The sequence below is a fragment of the Dellaglioa sp. CoH-57-MRSF-18 genome (genome assembly GCF_056781995.1).
Window position 1 is genome coordinate 15,501 of sequence record NZ_JBXAXX010000003.1, and the last position, 13,994, is coordinate 29,494.

25 protein-coding genes are annotated in these 13,994 nt (G+C 38.1%); all 25 read left to right on the top strand.

Annotated features, from left to right (window positions below):
* Positions 1-9: 9 nt before the first annotated feature.
* The 25 genes from rpsL to secY all read left to right on the top strand — a co-directional run bounded on the left by rpsL (position 10) and on the right by secY (position 13,960).
* Entirely contained in the window at positions 10-420 is a 411-nt protein-coding gene (gene rpsL, locus AC1RPG_RS03760) for a 30S ribosomal protein S12 (RefSeq protein WP_057974646.1), read from the top strand.
* A 46-nt stretch (positions 421-466) separates the two neighbouring features.
* Complete coding sequence (gene rpsG, locus AC1RPG_RS03765; protein WP_057974645.1) at positions 467-937, top strand: 30S ribosomal protein S7; 471 nt, start codon at positions 467-469, stop codon at positions 935-937.
* A 93-nt stretch (positions 938-1,030) separates the two neighbouring features.
* Positions 1,031-3,124: an elongation factor G gene (gene fusA, locus AC1RPG_RS03770; protein WP_409022017.1), complete on the top strand. Its 2,094-nt coding sequence runs from the start codon at positions 1,031-1,033 to the stop codon at positions 3,122-3,124.
* 343 nt (positions 3,125-3,467) lie between these two features.
* A complete protein-coding gene (gene rpsJ, locus AC1RPG_RS03775) occupies positions 3,468-3,776 on the top strand; it encodes a 30S ribosomal protein S10 (protein WP_057974643.1) in 309 nt (102 codons plus the stop codon).
* Between the two features lie 46 nt (positions 3,777-3,822).
* Positions 3,823-4,455: a 50S ribosomal protein L3 gene (gene rplC, locus AC1RPG_RS03780; RefSeq protein ID WP_481761616.1), complete on the top strand. Its 633-nt coding sequence runs from the start codon at positions 3,823-3,825 to the stop codon at positions 4,453-4,455.
* Between the two features lie 20 nt (positions 4,456-4,475).
* Positions 4,476-5,099: a 50S ribosomal protein L4 gene (gene rplD, locus AC1RPG_RS03785; RefSeq protein ID WP_409022019.1), complete on the top strand. Its 624-nt coding sequence runs from the start codon at positions 4,476-4,478 to the stop codon at positions 5,097-5,099.
* Complete coding sequence (gene rplW, locus AC1RPG_RS03790; protein ID WP_409022020.1) at positions 5,099-5,383, top strand: 50S ribosomal protein L23; 285 nt, start codon at positions 5,099-5,101, stop codon at positions 5,381-5,383. The genes rplD and rplW overlap by 1 nt, the downstream gene beginning before the upstream one ends.
* A gap of 32 nt (positions 5,384-5,415) precedes the next feature.
* Entirely contained in the window at positions 5,416-6,249 is an 834-nt protein-coding gene (gene rplB / locus AC1RPG_RS03795) for a 50S ribosomal protein L2 (protein ID WP_409022021.1), read from the top strand.
* A 42-nt stretch (positions 6,250-6,291) separates the two neighbouring features.
* A complete protein-coding gene (rpsS, locus tag AC1RPG_RS03800; protein ID WP_057974638.1) occupies positions 6,292-6,573 on the top strand; it encodes a 30S ribosomal protein S19 in 282 nt (93 codons plus the stop codon).
* A 14-nt stretch (positions 6,574-6,587) separates the two neighbouring features.
* On the top strand, positions 6,588-6,941 hold the full coding sequence (gene rplV / locus AC1RPG_RS03805; RefSeq protein ID WP_409022022.1) for a 50S ribosomal protein L22: 354 nt from the start codon (positions 6,588-6,590) through the stop codon (positions 6,939-6,941).
* A gap of 13 nt (positions 6,942-6,954) precedes the next feature.
* The gene (gene rpsC, locus AC1RPG_RS03810) at positions 6,955-7,611 is read left to right on the top strand and encodes a 30S ribosomal protein S3 (protein WP_057974636.1); all 657 of its coding nucleotides are present in this window, start codon (positions 6,955-6,957) and stop codon (positions 7,609-7,611) included.
* A gap of 3 nt (positions 7,612-7,614) precedes the next feature.
* Positions 7,615-8,049: a 50S ribosomal protein L16 gene (rplP, locus tag AC1RPG_RS03815; protein WP_057974635.1), complete on the top strand. Its 435-nt coding sequence runs from the start codon at positions 7,615-7,617 to the stop codon at positions 8,047-8,049.
* A complete protein-coding gene (gene rpmC / locus AC1RPG_RS03820; protein WP_057974634.1) occupies positions 8,039-8,233 on the top strand; it encodes a 50S ribosomal protein L29 in 195 nt (64 codons plus the stop codon). Before rplP ends, rpmC begins: the two co-directional genes overlap by 11 nt.
* A 25-nt stretch (positions 8,234-8,258) precedes the next feature.
* Positions 8,259-8,525 (top strand): 30S ribosomal protein S17, encoded by a 267-nt coding sequence (gene rpsQ / locus AC1RPG_RS03825; protein WP_057974633.1) that lies wholly within the window; start codon positions 8,259-8,261, stop codon positions 8,523-8,525.
* Positions 8,526-8,577: 52 nt separating this feature from the next.
* A complete protein-coding gene (rplN, locus tag AC1RPG_RS03830; protein ID WP_409022023.1) occupies positions 8,578-8,946 on the top strand; it encodes a 50S ribosomal protein L14 in 369 nt (122 codons plus the stop codon).
* 32 nt (positions 8,947-8,978) lie between these two features.
* The gene (gene rplX, locus AC1RPG_RS03835; protein ID WP_409022024.1) at positions 8,979-9,287 is read left to right on the top strand and encodes a 50S ribosomal protein L24; all 309 of its coding nucleotides are present in this window, start codon (positions 8,979-8,981) and stop codon (positions 9,285-9,287) included.
* A gap of 27 nt (positions 9,288-9,314) precedes the next feature.
* On the top strand, positions 9,315-9,857 hold the full coding sequence (gene rplE, locus AC1RPG_RS03840) for a 50S ribosomal protein L5 (protein ID WP_409022025.1): 543 nt from the start codon (positions 9,315-9,317) through the stop codon (positions 9,855-9,857).
* An 18-nt stretch (positions 9,858-9,875) separates the two neighbouring features.
* The gene (locus tag AC1RPG_RS03845) at positions 9,876-10,061 is read left to right on the top strand and encodes a type Z 30S ribosomal protein S14 (protein WP_057974629.1); all 186 of its coding nucleotides are present in this window, start codon (positions 9,876-9,878) and stop codon (positions 10,059-10,061) included.
* A 33-nt stretch (positions 10,062-10,094) separates the two neighbouring features.
* Positions 10,095-10,493: a 30S ribosomal protein S8 gene (gene rpsH, locus AC1RPG_RS03850; RefSeq protein WP_057974628.1), complete on the top strand. Its 399-nt coding sequence runs from the start codon at positions 10,095-10,097 to the stop codon at positions 10,491-10,493.
* 30 nt (positions 10,494-10,523) lie between these two features.
* Positions 10,524-11,060: a 50S ribosomal protein L6 gene (rplF, locus tag AC1RPG_RS03855; RefSeq protein WP_481761615.1), complete on the top strand. Its 537-nt coding sequence runs from the start codon at positions 10,524-10,526 to the stop codon at positions 11,058-11,060.
* Positions 11,061-11,113: 53 nt separating this feature from the next.
* Positions 11,114-11,470: a 50S ribosomal protein L18 gene (gene rplR, locus AC1RPG_RS03860; RefSeq protein ID WP_462298812.1), complete on the top strand. Its 357-nt coding sequence runs from the start codon at positions 11,114-11,116 to the stop codon at positions 11,468-11,470.
* A gap of 19 nt (positions 11,471-11,489) precedes the next feature.
* Complete coding sequence (rpsE, locus tag AC1RPG_RS03865) at positions 11,490-11,990, top strand: 30S ribosomal protein S5 (protein ID WP_409022028.1); 501 nt, start codon at positions 11,490-11,492, stop codon at positions 11,988-11,990.
* 12 nt (positions 11,991-12,002) lie between these two features.
* Positions 12,003-12,185 (top strand): 50S ribosomal protein L30, encoded by a 183-nt coding sequence (gene rpmD, locus AC1RPG_RS03870; protein WP_057974624.1) that lies wholly within the window; start codon positions 12,003-12,005, stop codon positions 12,183-12,185.
* A gap of 45 nt (positions 12,186-12,230) precedes the next feature.
* Entirely contained in the window at positions 12,231-12,665 is a 435-nt protein-coding gene (gene rplO / locus AC1RPG_RS03875; protein WP_409022029.1) for a 50S ribosomal protein L15, read from the top strand.
* Positions 12,665-13,960 (top strand): preprotein translocase subunit SecY, encoded by a 1,296-nt coding sequence (gene secY / locus AC1RPG_RS03880; RefSeq protein ID WP_409022030.1) that lies wholly within the window; start codon positions 12,665-12,667, stop codon positions 13,958-13,960. Before rplO ends, secY begins: the two co-directional genes overlap by 1 nt.
* Positions 13,961-13,994 lie beyond the last annotated feature (34 nt).

The window sequence follows — 13,994 nt, forward strand, 5'->3', positions numbered from 1 at the left end:
AAACTTTAGATGCCAACAATTAATCAATTAGTTCGTAAAGGTCGTAATTCTAAAGGTTCAAAATCTGGTGCACCCGCATTAAACTTCGGGTATAACAGTTACAAAAAAGTTCAAACAGATAATCCTGCACCACAAAAACGTGGGGTTGCTACTCGTGTCGGAACAATGACACCTAAAAAGCCTAACTCTGCTTTACGTAAATATGCGCGTGTGCGTTTATCTAACTTACTTGAAGTTACAGCTTACATTCCTGGTATTGGACATAACTTGCAAGAACATAGTGTTGTTCTTATTCGTGGTGGCCGTGTAAAAGATTTACCTGGGGTACGTTACCATGTTATCCGTGGTGCTCTTGATACAGCCGGTGTTGCTGATCGTAAACAAAGTCGTTCAAAATACGGCGCAAAGAGACCTAAATAAGAATAAAGTTATTCTAATAAAAATAGAATCTAAGGAGGTTATTTAGATGCCAAGAAAAGGCCCAGCTCCAAAACGAGAAGTATTGCCTGATCCAATTTACAATTCTAAATTAGTAACACGTTTAATCAACCGTTTAATGTTAGATGGTCGTCGTGGTACTGCATCAAAGATCTTGTATGATGCATTCGAAATGATTAAAGAACAAACAGGAAACGAACCTAATGAAGTTTTTGATGAAGCTATGAAAAACATCATGCCTGTACTTGAAGTTAAAGCTCGCCGTGTCGGTGGTTCTAACTACCAAGTGCCAATTGAAGTTCGCCCTGATCGTCGTTCAACTTTAGGTTTACGTTGGTTAGTAAGTTACGCACGTTTACGTGGGGAACATACTATGCCAGAACGTTTAGCTAAAGAAATCATGGATGCAGCAAACAATACTGGTGCATCAGTTAAGAAACGTGAAGATACACATAAAATGGCTGACGCTAATAAAGCATTCGCACATTACCGCTGGTAATTTTATAAAAGAATGGCTATTATATGATTTTGATAATCGATATAGTAGTCATTTTTTTGAATCTATTTTAGAATCGAAAGGAGATACTACAAAATGGCAAATAAACGCGAATTCCCACTAGAAAAAACGCGTAATATCGGGATTGTTGCTCATATCGATGCTGGTAAGACAACAACTACTGAACGTATTTTATACTATACTGGTAAAATTCATAAAATTGGTGAAACTCATGAAGGAGCTTCACAAATGGATTGGATGGAACAAGAACAAGAACGTGGTATCACAATCACATCAGCTGCAACAACTGCTGAATGGAAAGAACATCGTATTAATATCATCGATACTCCAGGACATGTGGATTTCACTATTGAAGTTGAACGTTCACTTCGTGTCTTAGATGGAGCCGTTGTTGTTTTAGATGGTCAATCTGGTGTTGAACCACAAACTGAAAACGTTTGGCGTCAAGCTACAACATATTCAGTTCCTCGTATCGTTTTCATCAATAAGATGGATAAAATGGGTGCTAATTTTGATTACTCAGTAGGCACAATCAAAGATCGTCTTCAAGTAAATGCTGTTCCTATCCAAATGCCAATTGGTGCTGAAGATGATTTTGAAGGTGTTATTGATTTAATCGAAATGAAAGCCGATTTATATGATAACGAAGATTTAGGTGCTACATGGGAAAGTATTGACGTTCCTGAAGAATATTTAGAAGAAGCTACAAAACGTCGCGAAGCTTTAGTTGAAGCCGTTGCTGATGTTGATGAAAAGCTTATGGAAAAATATCTTGATGGTGTGGAAATTACTAAAGATGAAATCAAAGCTGCTATCCGTAAAGCAACATTAAATCTTGAAATGTACCCAGTTCTTGCTGGTTCAGCATTTAAAAACAAGGGTGTTCAAATGATGTTGGATGCTGTTAATGATTTCTTACCATCTCCTTTAGATGTTAAACCTTATAACGCAGTAGATCCTAAAACAGATGAAGAAGTTGAAATCACAGCCGGTGATGACAAAGATTTCGCTGCTTTAGCATTTAAAATTGCAACGGATCCCTTCGTTGGTCGTTTAACATTCTTCCGTGTTTACTCAGGTACATTACAAGCTGGTTCTTATGTCTTGAACTCTACTAAAGACACGCGTGAACGTGTTGGTCGTATCCTTCAAATGCATTCAAATCACCGTAATGAAATTCCTGAAGTATTCTCTGGTGATATTGCTGCTGCTATTGGTTTGAAAAATACGACAACTGGTGATTCATTAACGGATGAAAAACATCCATTAATCCTTGAATCAATGGAATTCCCTGAACCAGTTATCCAAGTATCTATCGAACCAAAAACAAAAGCTGATCAAGATAAGATGGATATCGGTTTACAAAAACTAGCAGAAGAAGATCCTTCATTCAAGGCTGAAACTAACCCTGAAACTGGTGAAACTTTAATCGCTGGGATGGGTGAATTGCATTTGGATATCATCGTTGATCGTATGAGACGTGAATTTAACGTTGAAGCTACTGTTGGTGAACCACAAGTTGCCTACCGTGAAACATTTACAAAAACTGTTTCTGCACAAGGTAAATTCGTTCGTCAATCTGGTGGTAAAGGTCAATATGGTGATGTTACAGTTGAATTCTCACCTAATGAAGAGGGTGGCGGTTTCGCATTCGAAGACGCTATCGTCGGTGGGGTTGTTCCTCGTGAATATATTCCTTCAGTTGAACAAGGTTTGAGAGAAGCTATGCAAAATGGTGTTCTTGCAGGCTACCCACTTATTGATGTTAAAGCTAAGTTATATGATGGATCATATCATGATGTCGATTCTAACGAATCAGCATTTAAGGTAGCTGCCTCAATGGCATTGAGAAAAGCTGCTAAGAGTGCTGGTGCTGTTATTCTTGAACCAATGATGAAAGTTGAAGTTGTCGCTCCTGAAGATTACTTAGGTGATGTTATGGGACATGTAACTGCTCGTCGTGGACGTGTTGAAGGTATGGAAGCTCGCGGAAATGCACAAGTTGTTAACGCAATGGTTCCTCTTTCAGGTATGTTCGGTTACGCAACTACTTTACGTTCTTCTACACAAGGACGTGGTACATTCACAATGACATTTGATCATTACGAAGCTGTACCAAAATCAATCCAAGAAGAAATTATGAAGAAAAACGGAACAGCTACTGATTAATTAGTTGGTCTGAATTATAAAAGAAGTTATCACTTGTTGATAGCTTCTTTTTTTGTGGTAAAATAACATTTGGAAAATAAAAAAAGTTTTAAAAATGTTAATTATGATTATATAATGAGAAACTTTGAAAAAAAATAAGAAAGCACTTGCCATAAGGCTTTATCTCTAGTAGTATAGATAAGTACCCAAAAACAGATGGCGTATTACGCCCTGCGATAGGGTTTCATAGAATGAGCTAAGATGTGAAAGATTGCGACACGCCCGGCAGCTTTGCCACGCAAGGTGTGTCGGTCACTTACACGGAGCTAGTCTTATTTTTAAAATAGACGAAGGAGGGAACAAAATGGCAAAACAAAAAATTCGTATTCGCTTAAAAGCTTACGAACACCGTATTTTAGACCAATCTGCTGACAAGATTGTTGAAACTGCAAAAAGAACAGGGGCAACAATTTCTGGACCAATTCCATTGCCAACAGAACGTACATTATACACAGTTTTACGTTCACCACATAAGCATAAAGATTCACGTGAACAATTCGAAATGCTTACACATAAACGTTTGATTGATATCGTTAACCCAACACCTAAGACAGTTGATTCATTGATGAAACTTGACTTACCTAGTGGCGTTGATATTGAAATCAAATTATAAAACAGAGTTACAAAAATAAAAATACAAACATATTGGAGGTGTACTCATGACTACAAAAGGAATCTTAGGAAAAAAAGTAGGTATGACACAAGTTTTTACTGAAAATGGTGAATTGGTACCAGTTACAGTGATTGAATCTACGCCAAACGTTGTTTTACAATTGAAAACAATTGAAAACGATGGTTACGAAGCAATTCAATTAGGTTACCAAGACATGCGCGAAGTATTAACAAACAAACCTGCTAAAGGTCATGCAGCAAAAGCAAATACTACTCCTAAGCGCTTCGTTCGTGAAATTAACGATGTTGAGCTTGGAGAATATAACGTAGGTGACGAAATTAAAGTTGATACATTCTCAGCTGGCGATATCGTTAACGTTACGGGTACGTCTAAGGGACATGGTTTCCAAGGAAATATCAAACGTTGGGGACAATCACGAGGTCCTATGACTCATGGTTCTCGTTATCATCGTCGTCCTGGTTCAATGGGTGCCGTTATTAACCGTGTATTCAAAGGTAAGAGATTACCAGGTCGCATGGGTGGCAAACGCGTAACTGTCCAAAACTTGGAAATTATTCGTGTTGACGTTGATAGTAATGTTATCTTGATTAAAGGTAACGTACCAGGCGCAAACAAAACATTAGTTACAATTAAAAACGTCACAAAAGACGCTAAATAACAGGAAGGAGGAATTTCAAAATGCCAACAGTCGCATTATTAAAACAAGATGGTACTAAAAATGGTGAAGTTGAATTAAACGACGCTATTTTTGGAATCGAACCTAACGACAATGTCATTTTTGACGCCGTAATCATGCAACGTGCATCATTACGTCAAGGAACTCATTCAGTTAAAAACAAAAGTGCAGTTTCAGGTGGTGGTAGAAAACCATGGCGCCAAAAAGGTACAGGTCGTGCTCGTCAAGGATCTATCCGTAGCCCACAATGGCGTGGTGGTGGTGTCGTATTTGGCCCTACTCCTCGTTCATACAGTTACAAATTACCTAAAAAAGTTCGCCGTTTAGCTCTTAAATCAGTACTTTCACAAAAAGTATTGGATAACAGCGTGGTTATGGTCGATGCACTTAGCTTCGAACAACCAAAGACAAAAACTTTCAAAGAAGTTTTAAGTAACTTAGATATCAACAAAAAAGTATTAATAGTTCTTGAACCTGGCAATGATTTCGTTGCTTTAGCAGCTCGTAACTTACAAAATGTTACAGTAGTAGAAGCTAAAGGTGTTAACGTTCTTGACGTTATCAACAATGATAAATTAGTCATGACTCAAGCAGCTCTTTCTCAAGTAGAGGAGGCTCTTTCATAATGGAATCAAGAGATATTATCTTACGCCCAGTCATCACCGAAGCAGCAATGGATAGAATGGCTAACAAAGTTTACACATTCGACGTTGATACTCGTGCAACTAAAATTGAAGTCAAAAAAGCTATTGAAGATATTTTTGGCGTTAAAGTTGTAAAAGTAAATATCATGAATGTTAAAGGTAAGTTAAAACGTCAAGGTCGCTATGCTGGTTATACTAAAAAACGCCGTAAAGCAATTGTTACTTTAACTGCCGACTCAAAAGAAATCCAATTATTCGAAGAATAATCTAAAATTTTGTAAACTAGGAGGAAAACAACGTGGGAATTAAAAAATTCAAACCAACCACTAACGGTCGTCGTAATATGACTGGTTCTGATTTCTCAGAAATTACTAAATCAACTCCTGAAAAATCATTACTAGAATCAAAAAGCAGAACTGCCGGCCGTAATAACTATGGTCGCATTACTGTTCGTCACCGTGGTGGTGGTCATAAACGTCAATACCGTTTGATCGATTTCAAGCGTGTTAAAGACAATGTAACAGCAACTGTTAAAGCAATTGAATATGATCCAAACCGTTCAGCTAATATTGCATTATTACAATATACTGATGGTATCAAATCATACATCATTGCTCCTAAAGGATTAGAAGTTGGCATGATGGTTCAATCTGGTAAAGAAGCAGATATCAAGGTTGGTAACGCATTAGCTCTTCAAGATATCCCAGTTGGTACAATTATTCATAATGTCGAATTAAAACCAGGTAAGGGTGGACAACTTGCTCGTTCAGCCGGTGCTTCTGCACAATTACTTGGTAAAGAAGGTAAATACGTCCTTGTTCGTTTGACATCAGGCGAAGTTCGCATGATCTTATCAACATGTCGCGCATCTATCGGTGCTGTTGGTAACGAACAACATGAATTAATCAAAATTGGTAAAGCTGGTCGTGCTCGTTGGGCTGGTAAACGTCCTACAGTTCGTGGATCAGTTATGAATCCTAACGATCATCCTCATGGTGGTGGTGAAGGTAAAGCTCCAATTGGTCGTCCATCACCTATGTCTCCTTGGGGTCAAAAGACGATGGGTTACAAAACACGTTCAAAGAAAAACCAATCAGACAAATTTATCGTACGTGGACGCAACAAGAAATAATTTACTTGTTGCTTAAGCTATATTCCGGAAGGAGGATTCACATTGAGTCGTAGTCTAAAAAAAGGACCATTCGTCGATGAACATTTGATGAAAAAGGTCGAAGCACAAACTGATCAAGAAAAGAAAACAGTTATCAAAACATGGTCACGTCGTTCAACAATCTTCCCTAACTTCATTGGTCTAACTATCGCTGTATATGATGGACGTAAACACGTTCCAGTTTTTATGCAAGAAGATATGGTTGGTCATAAGTTGGGTGAATTTGTTCCAACACGTACTTTCCGTGGTCACGGATCTGACGATAAGAAAACTACAGTTAAATAAAGGAGGTTATACACATGGCTGAACAAGTAACATCAGCAAAAGCAACCGCCAAAACTGTTCGTATTCCAGCGCGTAAAGCTCGCTTGGTAATCGATCTTATCAGAGGTAAAAGTGTTGCTGAAGCTATCGGTATTTTGAGATTTACTCCCAGAGCCGGAAGCCCAATCATTGAAAAAGTTTTACTTTCTGCTGTAGCTAATGCAGAAAATAATTTTGATTTAGATGGTGAAAACTTAGTTATTACTGATATTTTTGCTAACGAAGGACCAACTTTAAAACGTTTCCGTCCTCGTGCTAAAGGATCAGCTTCACCAATTAACAAACGTACGAGTCACATTACAGTAGTTGTATCTGAAACTACAAAATAAGGAGGGATAACGCGTGGGTCAAAAAATAAATCCAACGGGATTACGTGTAGGTATCATTCGTGATTGGGATTCAAAATGGTATGCAGAAAAAGATTTTGCAAACTACCTTCATGAAGATTTACACATCCGTAAATACATTCAAGAAAAATTAACCGACGCTTCTGTCTCTATCGTTGAAATCGAACGCGCTGCAAAACGTGTTAACGTTTCAATCCATACTGCTAAACCTGGTATGGTTATCGGTAAAGGTGGAGCTGAAGTTGAAAAACTTCGTAAAGAATTAAATGATTTAACAGGTAAACGTGTGCATATCAACATTGTTGAAATCAAACGTCCTGATTTAGATGCTCAATTAGTCGGCGAAAACGTTGCGGAACAATTAGAAAACCGTGTCGCATTCCGTCGTGCTGTTAAACAAGCTATGCAACGTACAATGCGCTCTGGTGCTAAAGGTATCAAAGTTCAAGTTGCTGGCCGTCTTAACGGAGCTGATATGTCTCGTGTTGAAAGCTACTCAGATGGTACAGTTCCATTACATACCTTAAGAGCAGATATTGACTACGCTTGGGTTGAAGCAATGACTACTTACGGTAAATTAGGCGTTAAAGTCTGGATCTACCGTGGTGAAATCTTACCAGCTAAGAAAAACGCTGTGAAAGGAGGGAAATAACCTATGTTAGTACCTAAACGTACAAAATTCCGTCGTGAATTCCGTGGTAAAATGCGTGGGGAAGCTAAAGGTGGCAAAGAAGTCGCTTTTGGAGAATTCGGTTTACAGGCTCTTGAATCATCATGGATCACTAACCGTCAAATCGAAGCTTCTCGTGTCGCTATTAACCGTCATATGAAACGTGGTGGGAAAGTATGGATTAAAATTTTCCCTCATAAATCATATACTGCAAAAGCAATTGGTGTTCGAATGGGTTCTGGTAAAGGTGCTCCTGAAGGATGGGTAGCTCCAGTTAAACGTGGAAAGATCATGTTTGAAGTTGCCGGTGTTCCCGAAGAAGTTGCTCGCGAAGCTTTACGCTTAGCATCAAACAAACTTCCAGTGAGAACTAAAATTGTAAAACGTGAGGAAGTAGGTGGCGAATCACATGAAGGCTAAGGAAATTAATGAATTAACCACTGCTGAAATGATTACCAAAGAACAAGAATTTAAAGATGAATTGTTTAACTTACGCTTCCAATTAGCTACCGGTCAATTAGAAAATACCGCACGCTTAAGTGAAGTACGTAAAACAATTGCTCGTATTAAAACGGCATTACGCCAACAAGAATTAAACAAGTAGATTACGAAAGGGAGGCCATTTACGCATGAGTGAAACTCGTAACCAACGTAAAGTCTATCAAGGACGCGTTGTATCCGACAAAATGGATAAAACGATTAGTGTTCTTATCGAAACATACAAGACACACAAAACCTACGGTAAACGTGTGACTTATTCTAAAAAATTCTATGCACATGATGAAAATAACGAAGCAAAAATCGGCGATATCGTTCAAATTATGGAAACTCGTCCGTTGTCAGCAACTAAGAGATTCCGTTTATTAGATATCGTTGAAAAAGCAGTTATTGCTTAAGCATAATTGCCATTCGTATTTCTAATTTGCTATCGAAAGGAGGACACTTACTGTGATACAAACAGAAAGTCGTTTAAAAATTGCCGACAATTCAGGCGCAAAAGAAATCTTAACTATTAAAGTTTTAGGTGGATCAAAGCGTAAAACTGCTAATATCGGTGACGTTATTGTTGCTACTGTTAAACATGCAACACCAGGTGGTGTTGTCAAAAAAGGTGAAGTTGTTAAAGCTGTAATCGTACGTACAAAATCAGGTGCTCATCGCGCTGACGGTTCATACATCAAATTTGATGAAAATGCTGCCGTTATCATCCAAGATGATAAAAGCCCTAAAGGTACACGTATCTTTGGACCTGTTGCACGTGAATTACGTGATAACAATTTCATGAAGATTGTTTCTTTAGCACCCGAAGTATTATAAGAAATCCATCGGAAAACAAGGAGGTGCGCTAAATGTTCGTCAAAACTGGTGATAAAGTTCAATTAATTGCAGGTAAAGATAAAGGTAAACAAGGTACTGTTACTAAAGTTTTCCTTAAAGATGACCGTGTGATTGTTGAAGGCATGAATATTGCAAAAAAACATCAAAAACCTAGTAACTCGAATCCACAAGGTGGCATCGTGGATATAGAAGCACCAATTCACGTTTCAAACGTGATGCTTATCGACCCATCTACAAACGAACCAACTCGTGTTGGCTTCAAAGTTGTAGACGGCAAGAAAGTTAGAGTTTCTAAAAAATCAGGTGAAACTGTTAAATAGACCTACTGAAAGGAGGACACTTTCTTCATGACTAACCGTTTAAAAGAAAAGTTCACTAATGAAATTACACCATCTATGATGGAAAAATTTAACTACACATCAATTATGCAAACACCTCAAGTTGATAAAATTGTTATCAACATGGGTGTTGGTGATGCTGTTACTAATGCTAAAAATTTAGATAAAGCTGTTGAAGAATTAGCTTTAATCGCTGGTCAAAAACCTTTGGTTACAAAAGCTAAAAAATCAATTGCTGGCTTCCGTTTACGTGAAGGTATGCCAATCGGTGCTAAAGTTACTTTACGTGGCGAACGCATGTACGATTTCTTAGATAAATTAGTTTCAGTTTCATTACCTCGTGTGCGTGATTTCCGTGGCGTTAGCAAAAAAGCCTTTGATGGCCGTGGTAACTATACTTTAGGTGTTCGCGAACAATTAATTTTCCCAGAAATCGATTTTGATGATGTGGATAAAGTTCGTGGAATGGATATCGTTATTGTTACAACTGCTAATACTGATGAGGAATCAAAAGAATTACTCACACAATTAGGTATGCCGTTTTCTAAATAATAAGGAGGTTACAAAGCTTTGGCTAAAAAATCATTAATTGCAAAGAACAAACGTCCAGCAAAATTCTCTACACAAGCTTATACACGTTGCGAACGTTGTGGTCGCCCACATTCTGTTTATCGTAAATTTAAATTATGCCGTATTTGTCTTCGTGACCTTGCTCACAAAGGCCAAATTCCTGGTATGAAAAAAGCTAGCTGGTAAATCTAAAAGACAAGTTAAAGGAGGGTAAACTCAATGGTCATGACTGATCCGATCGCAGACTTTTTAACTCGTATCCGTAATGCAAACATGGTACGGCATGAGTCTTTAGAAGTGCCTGCTTCAAAAATCAAACGTGATATCGCTGAAATCCTTAAAAATGAAGGTTTCGTACGTGATATCGAATACATCGATGATGACAAACAAGGTATTATCCGTGTATTTTTAAAATTTGGAAAAGACAACGAACGTGTAATCTCTGGTATTAAACGTATCTCAAAACCAGGATTACGTACGTACGTTCAAGCTGATGCAGTTCCTAAAGTATTAAATGGTTTAGGAATCGCAGTTATCTCAACATCAGAAGGTGTGATGACAGATAAAGATGCACGCGCCAAACAAATTGGTGGCGAAGTCTTAGCATACATCTGGTAATCAATTAATTCGTAAGGAGGTGTCACTCGCGTGAGTCGTATAGGTTATAAAGAAATCGTTCTTCCTGCTGGTGTAGAAGTTACACAAGAAGGTCAAATGGTTACAGTAAAAGGCCCCAAAGGTGAATTAACTCGTAAGTTCTCTAGTGCTATTACAATGCATGTTGAAGGTCTTTCAGTTAAATTTACTCGTGAAAGTGACGATAAAAGCACTCGTGCCTTACATGGTACAATGCGTGCCAACGTAAACAACATGGTTCTTGGTGTTACAGAAGGTTTCAAAAAAGAACTTGAGTTGATTGGTGTTGGTTATCGTGCACAATTACAAGGGAAAAAATTAGTATTAAATGTTGGTTATTCACATCCAGTGGATTTTGAAGAACGCGAAAACTTAACTGTTGAAGTTCCTGCAAATACAAGTATTATTATTTCAGGTATCAGTAAACAAGAAGTTGGCGATCTTGCCGCAGAAATTCGTGCCGTTCGTCCTCCAGAACCTTATAAAGGTAAAGGAATTCGTTACGTTGGCGAATATGTTCGTCGTAAAGAAGGTAAAACAGGTAAATAATGCTGCTTAGCATTGCTTACTTTGTTTTTGAATAAAATCAAGAGGTGAAAATTGTGATTACAAAACCAGATAGAAATAAAACACGTTCAAAACGTCATTTACGTGTTCGTGGCAAGATTTCTGGAACTGCAGAGTGCCCACGCTTAAACGTATTCCGTTCTAATAACCACATCTACGCTCAAGTAATTGATGACGTAGCGGGTGTAACGCTAGCAAGTGCCTCAACAATTGATAGTGAAGTAACTGGCGACAGTAAAGTAGCAAAAGCTACTGCTGTTGGCGCATTAGTTGCTAAACGTGCTAATGACAAAGGTATCAAAGCTGTTGTTTTTGATCGTGGCGGATACTTATACCATGGACGCGTTGCTGCTTTAGCTGAAGCAGCTCGTGAAAATGGATTAGAATTCTAAGAAAGGGAGGAAATAGTTTATGACTTTCATTGATCCAACTCATTTAGATTTAGAAGATCGTGTTGTTGCGATTAACCGTGTTACTAAAGTTGTAAAAGGTGGACGTCGTCTACGTTTTGCTGCATTAGTTATTGTCGGTGATCACAATGGTCATGTAGGCTTCGGTACAGGTAAAGCTCAAGAAGTTCCTGAAGCAATCCGTAAAGCAGTTGAAGATGCTAAAAAGAACTTGATTGAAGTACCTATGGTCGGTACGACACTTCCTCACGAAGTTCTCGGTCAATACAGTGGTGGACGCATTATGCTTAAACCAGCTGTTGAAGGTTCTGGAGTTGCCGCTGGTGGTTCAGTTCGTGCCGTTATGGAACTTGCTGGAGTAGCAGATGTAACAAGTAAATCATTAGGCTCAAATACACCAATCAACGTTGTTCGCGCAACAATGGATGGTTTAAAGAAAATGAAGAGTGCTGAAGAAGTTGCTGCATTACGTGGCGTTTCTATTCAACACTTAGCTGACTAGGAGGACTAAAACATGACAGATTTAAAAATTACATTAAAACGCAGTGTCATCGGACGTCCTCAAAATCAACGCGAAATCGTTAAAGCTTTCGGTTTACACCGTATTAGCAGCTCTGTTATTCGTCCTAATGACGCAGTAACACGAGGCGTTATCGCCAAGATTTCTCATTTAGTGGACGTTGAAGAAGTTAAATAACATCAACATCTTGTTTGCAGTTTAAAATAAGGAGGTGCCAACCCTATGAAATTACATGAATTAAAACCAAGTGAAGGTTCTCGCTCAGTACGTAACCGTGTCGGACGTGGAACATCTTCAGGTAATGGTAAAACTTCTGGACGTGGTCAAAAAGGCCAAAAAGCCCGTAGTAAAGTACGTTTAGGTTTTGAAGGTGGACAAATGCCTTTATTCCGTCGTATGCCAAAACGTGGATTTAATAACTTCAACCGTAAAGAATATGCAGTTGTCAATTTAGATAGCTTAAACAAATTCGAAAACGGTGCTGAAGTAACACCAGCATTACTTGTTGAATCAGGTATTGTTAAGAACGAAAAATCAGGAATTAAAATTTTAGCTTCCGGCGAACTTAACAAGAAATTATCTGTTAAAGCAGGTAAATTCTCAGCTGCTGCTAAAGAAGCTATTGAAGCTGCCGGTGGTCAAACAGAGGTGATCTAATGCTTAAAGTGATGAAAAATGCATTAGCTGTGAAAGAAATCCGTCAAAAGATTTTTTTCACTTTATGCGTTTTAATTGTCTTTCGCTTAGGTACTTTTATAACAGTTCCTGGAATTAACCATGCTGCAATTGCTAGTGCAACAAGTAGTAACTTAGTTAGTCTTCTTAACACTTTTAGTGGTGGTGGATTAACTAATTACTCAATTTTCGCAATGGGGGTTTCACCCTACATTACAGCTCAAATTGTTATTCAATTACTACAAATGGACATTGTTCCTCGTTTTGTAGAATGGAGTAAGCAAGGTGAAGTTGGTCGTCGTAAATTGAATCAAGCTACACGTTACCTAACAATTGTCTTAGCATTTGTTCAATCTGTAGGTATCACCGCAGGGTTAGACTCATTAAGTAGTTTAGGTTTGGTTAACAATCCAAGTACGCAAACATATGTTGTTTTGGGCGTTATTTTAACAGCCGGAACAATGTTTACGACTTGGTTAGGTGATATGATTACTGAACGTGGTATTGGGAATGGTGTTTCCATGTTAATCATGGCAGGTATCGTTTCTCGTATTCCAGGTGGTATTAAACAGATTTTCAATGAACAAATTTTCCAAGCTGATAAAGGTGATCTTTGGGGGGGCATCTTGTTCATAGTTATCTTGCTCGTTATTATTTTTGCAATCGTAACTTTTGTAACATATGTTCAACAAGCTAACTATAAGATTCCAATTCAATACACAAGACGTGTTGCTGGTGCGACAGATAGTTCATATCTGCCACTTAAGGTAAACGTTGCGGGTGTTATCCCCGTTATTTTTGCGAGTTCGTTCATTGCAACACCCCAAACTGTGCTTTTGGCATTCCAAAGCTCACAAGGGGACACGACTTGGTATAAAGTATTAAGTCAAGTTTTCAACATGCAAACAACATACGGAGCCATCCTATATACCGTATTGATTGTCTTGTTCACATTCTTCTACGCTTTCGTACAGGTAAATCCTGAGAAACTCTCAGAGAATTTACAAAAACAAGGAAGTTATATTCCAAGTGTTTGGCCTGGTAAAGCAACAGAAAAATATGTTTCAAAATTATTAATGCGTTTAAGTACTGTTGGTTCATTATTCTTAGGATTTGTTGCTTTAATTCCATTATTAGCATCAAGTTTGTTCGGATTAGATGAATCAGTTGGTTTGGGTGGTACTAGTCTGTTGATTGTCGTTGGGGTTGCTCTTGAAACTATTCGTCAATTAGAGGGTATGATGATGAAACGTAAGTACGTCGGATTCATTAGATAATCGATAAAAAACAAATTTTAAACTGAGAATTAGG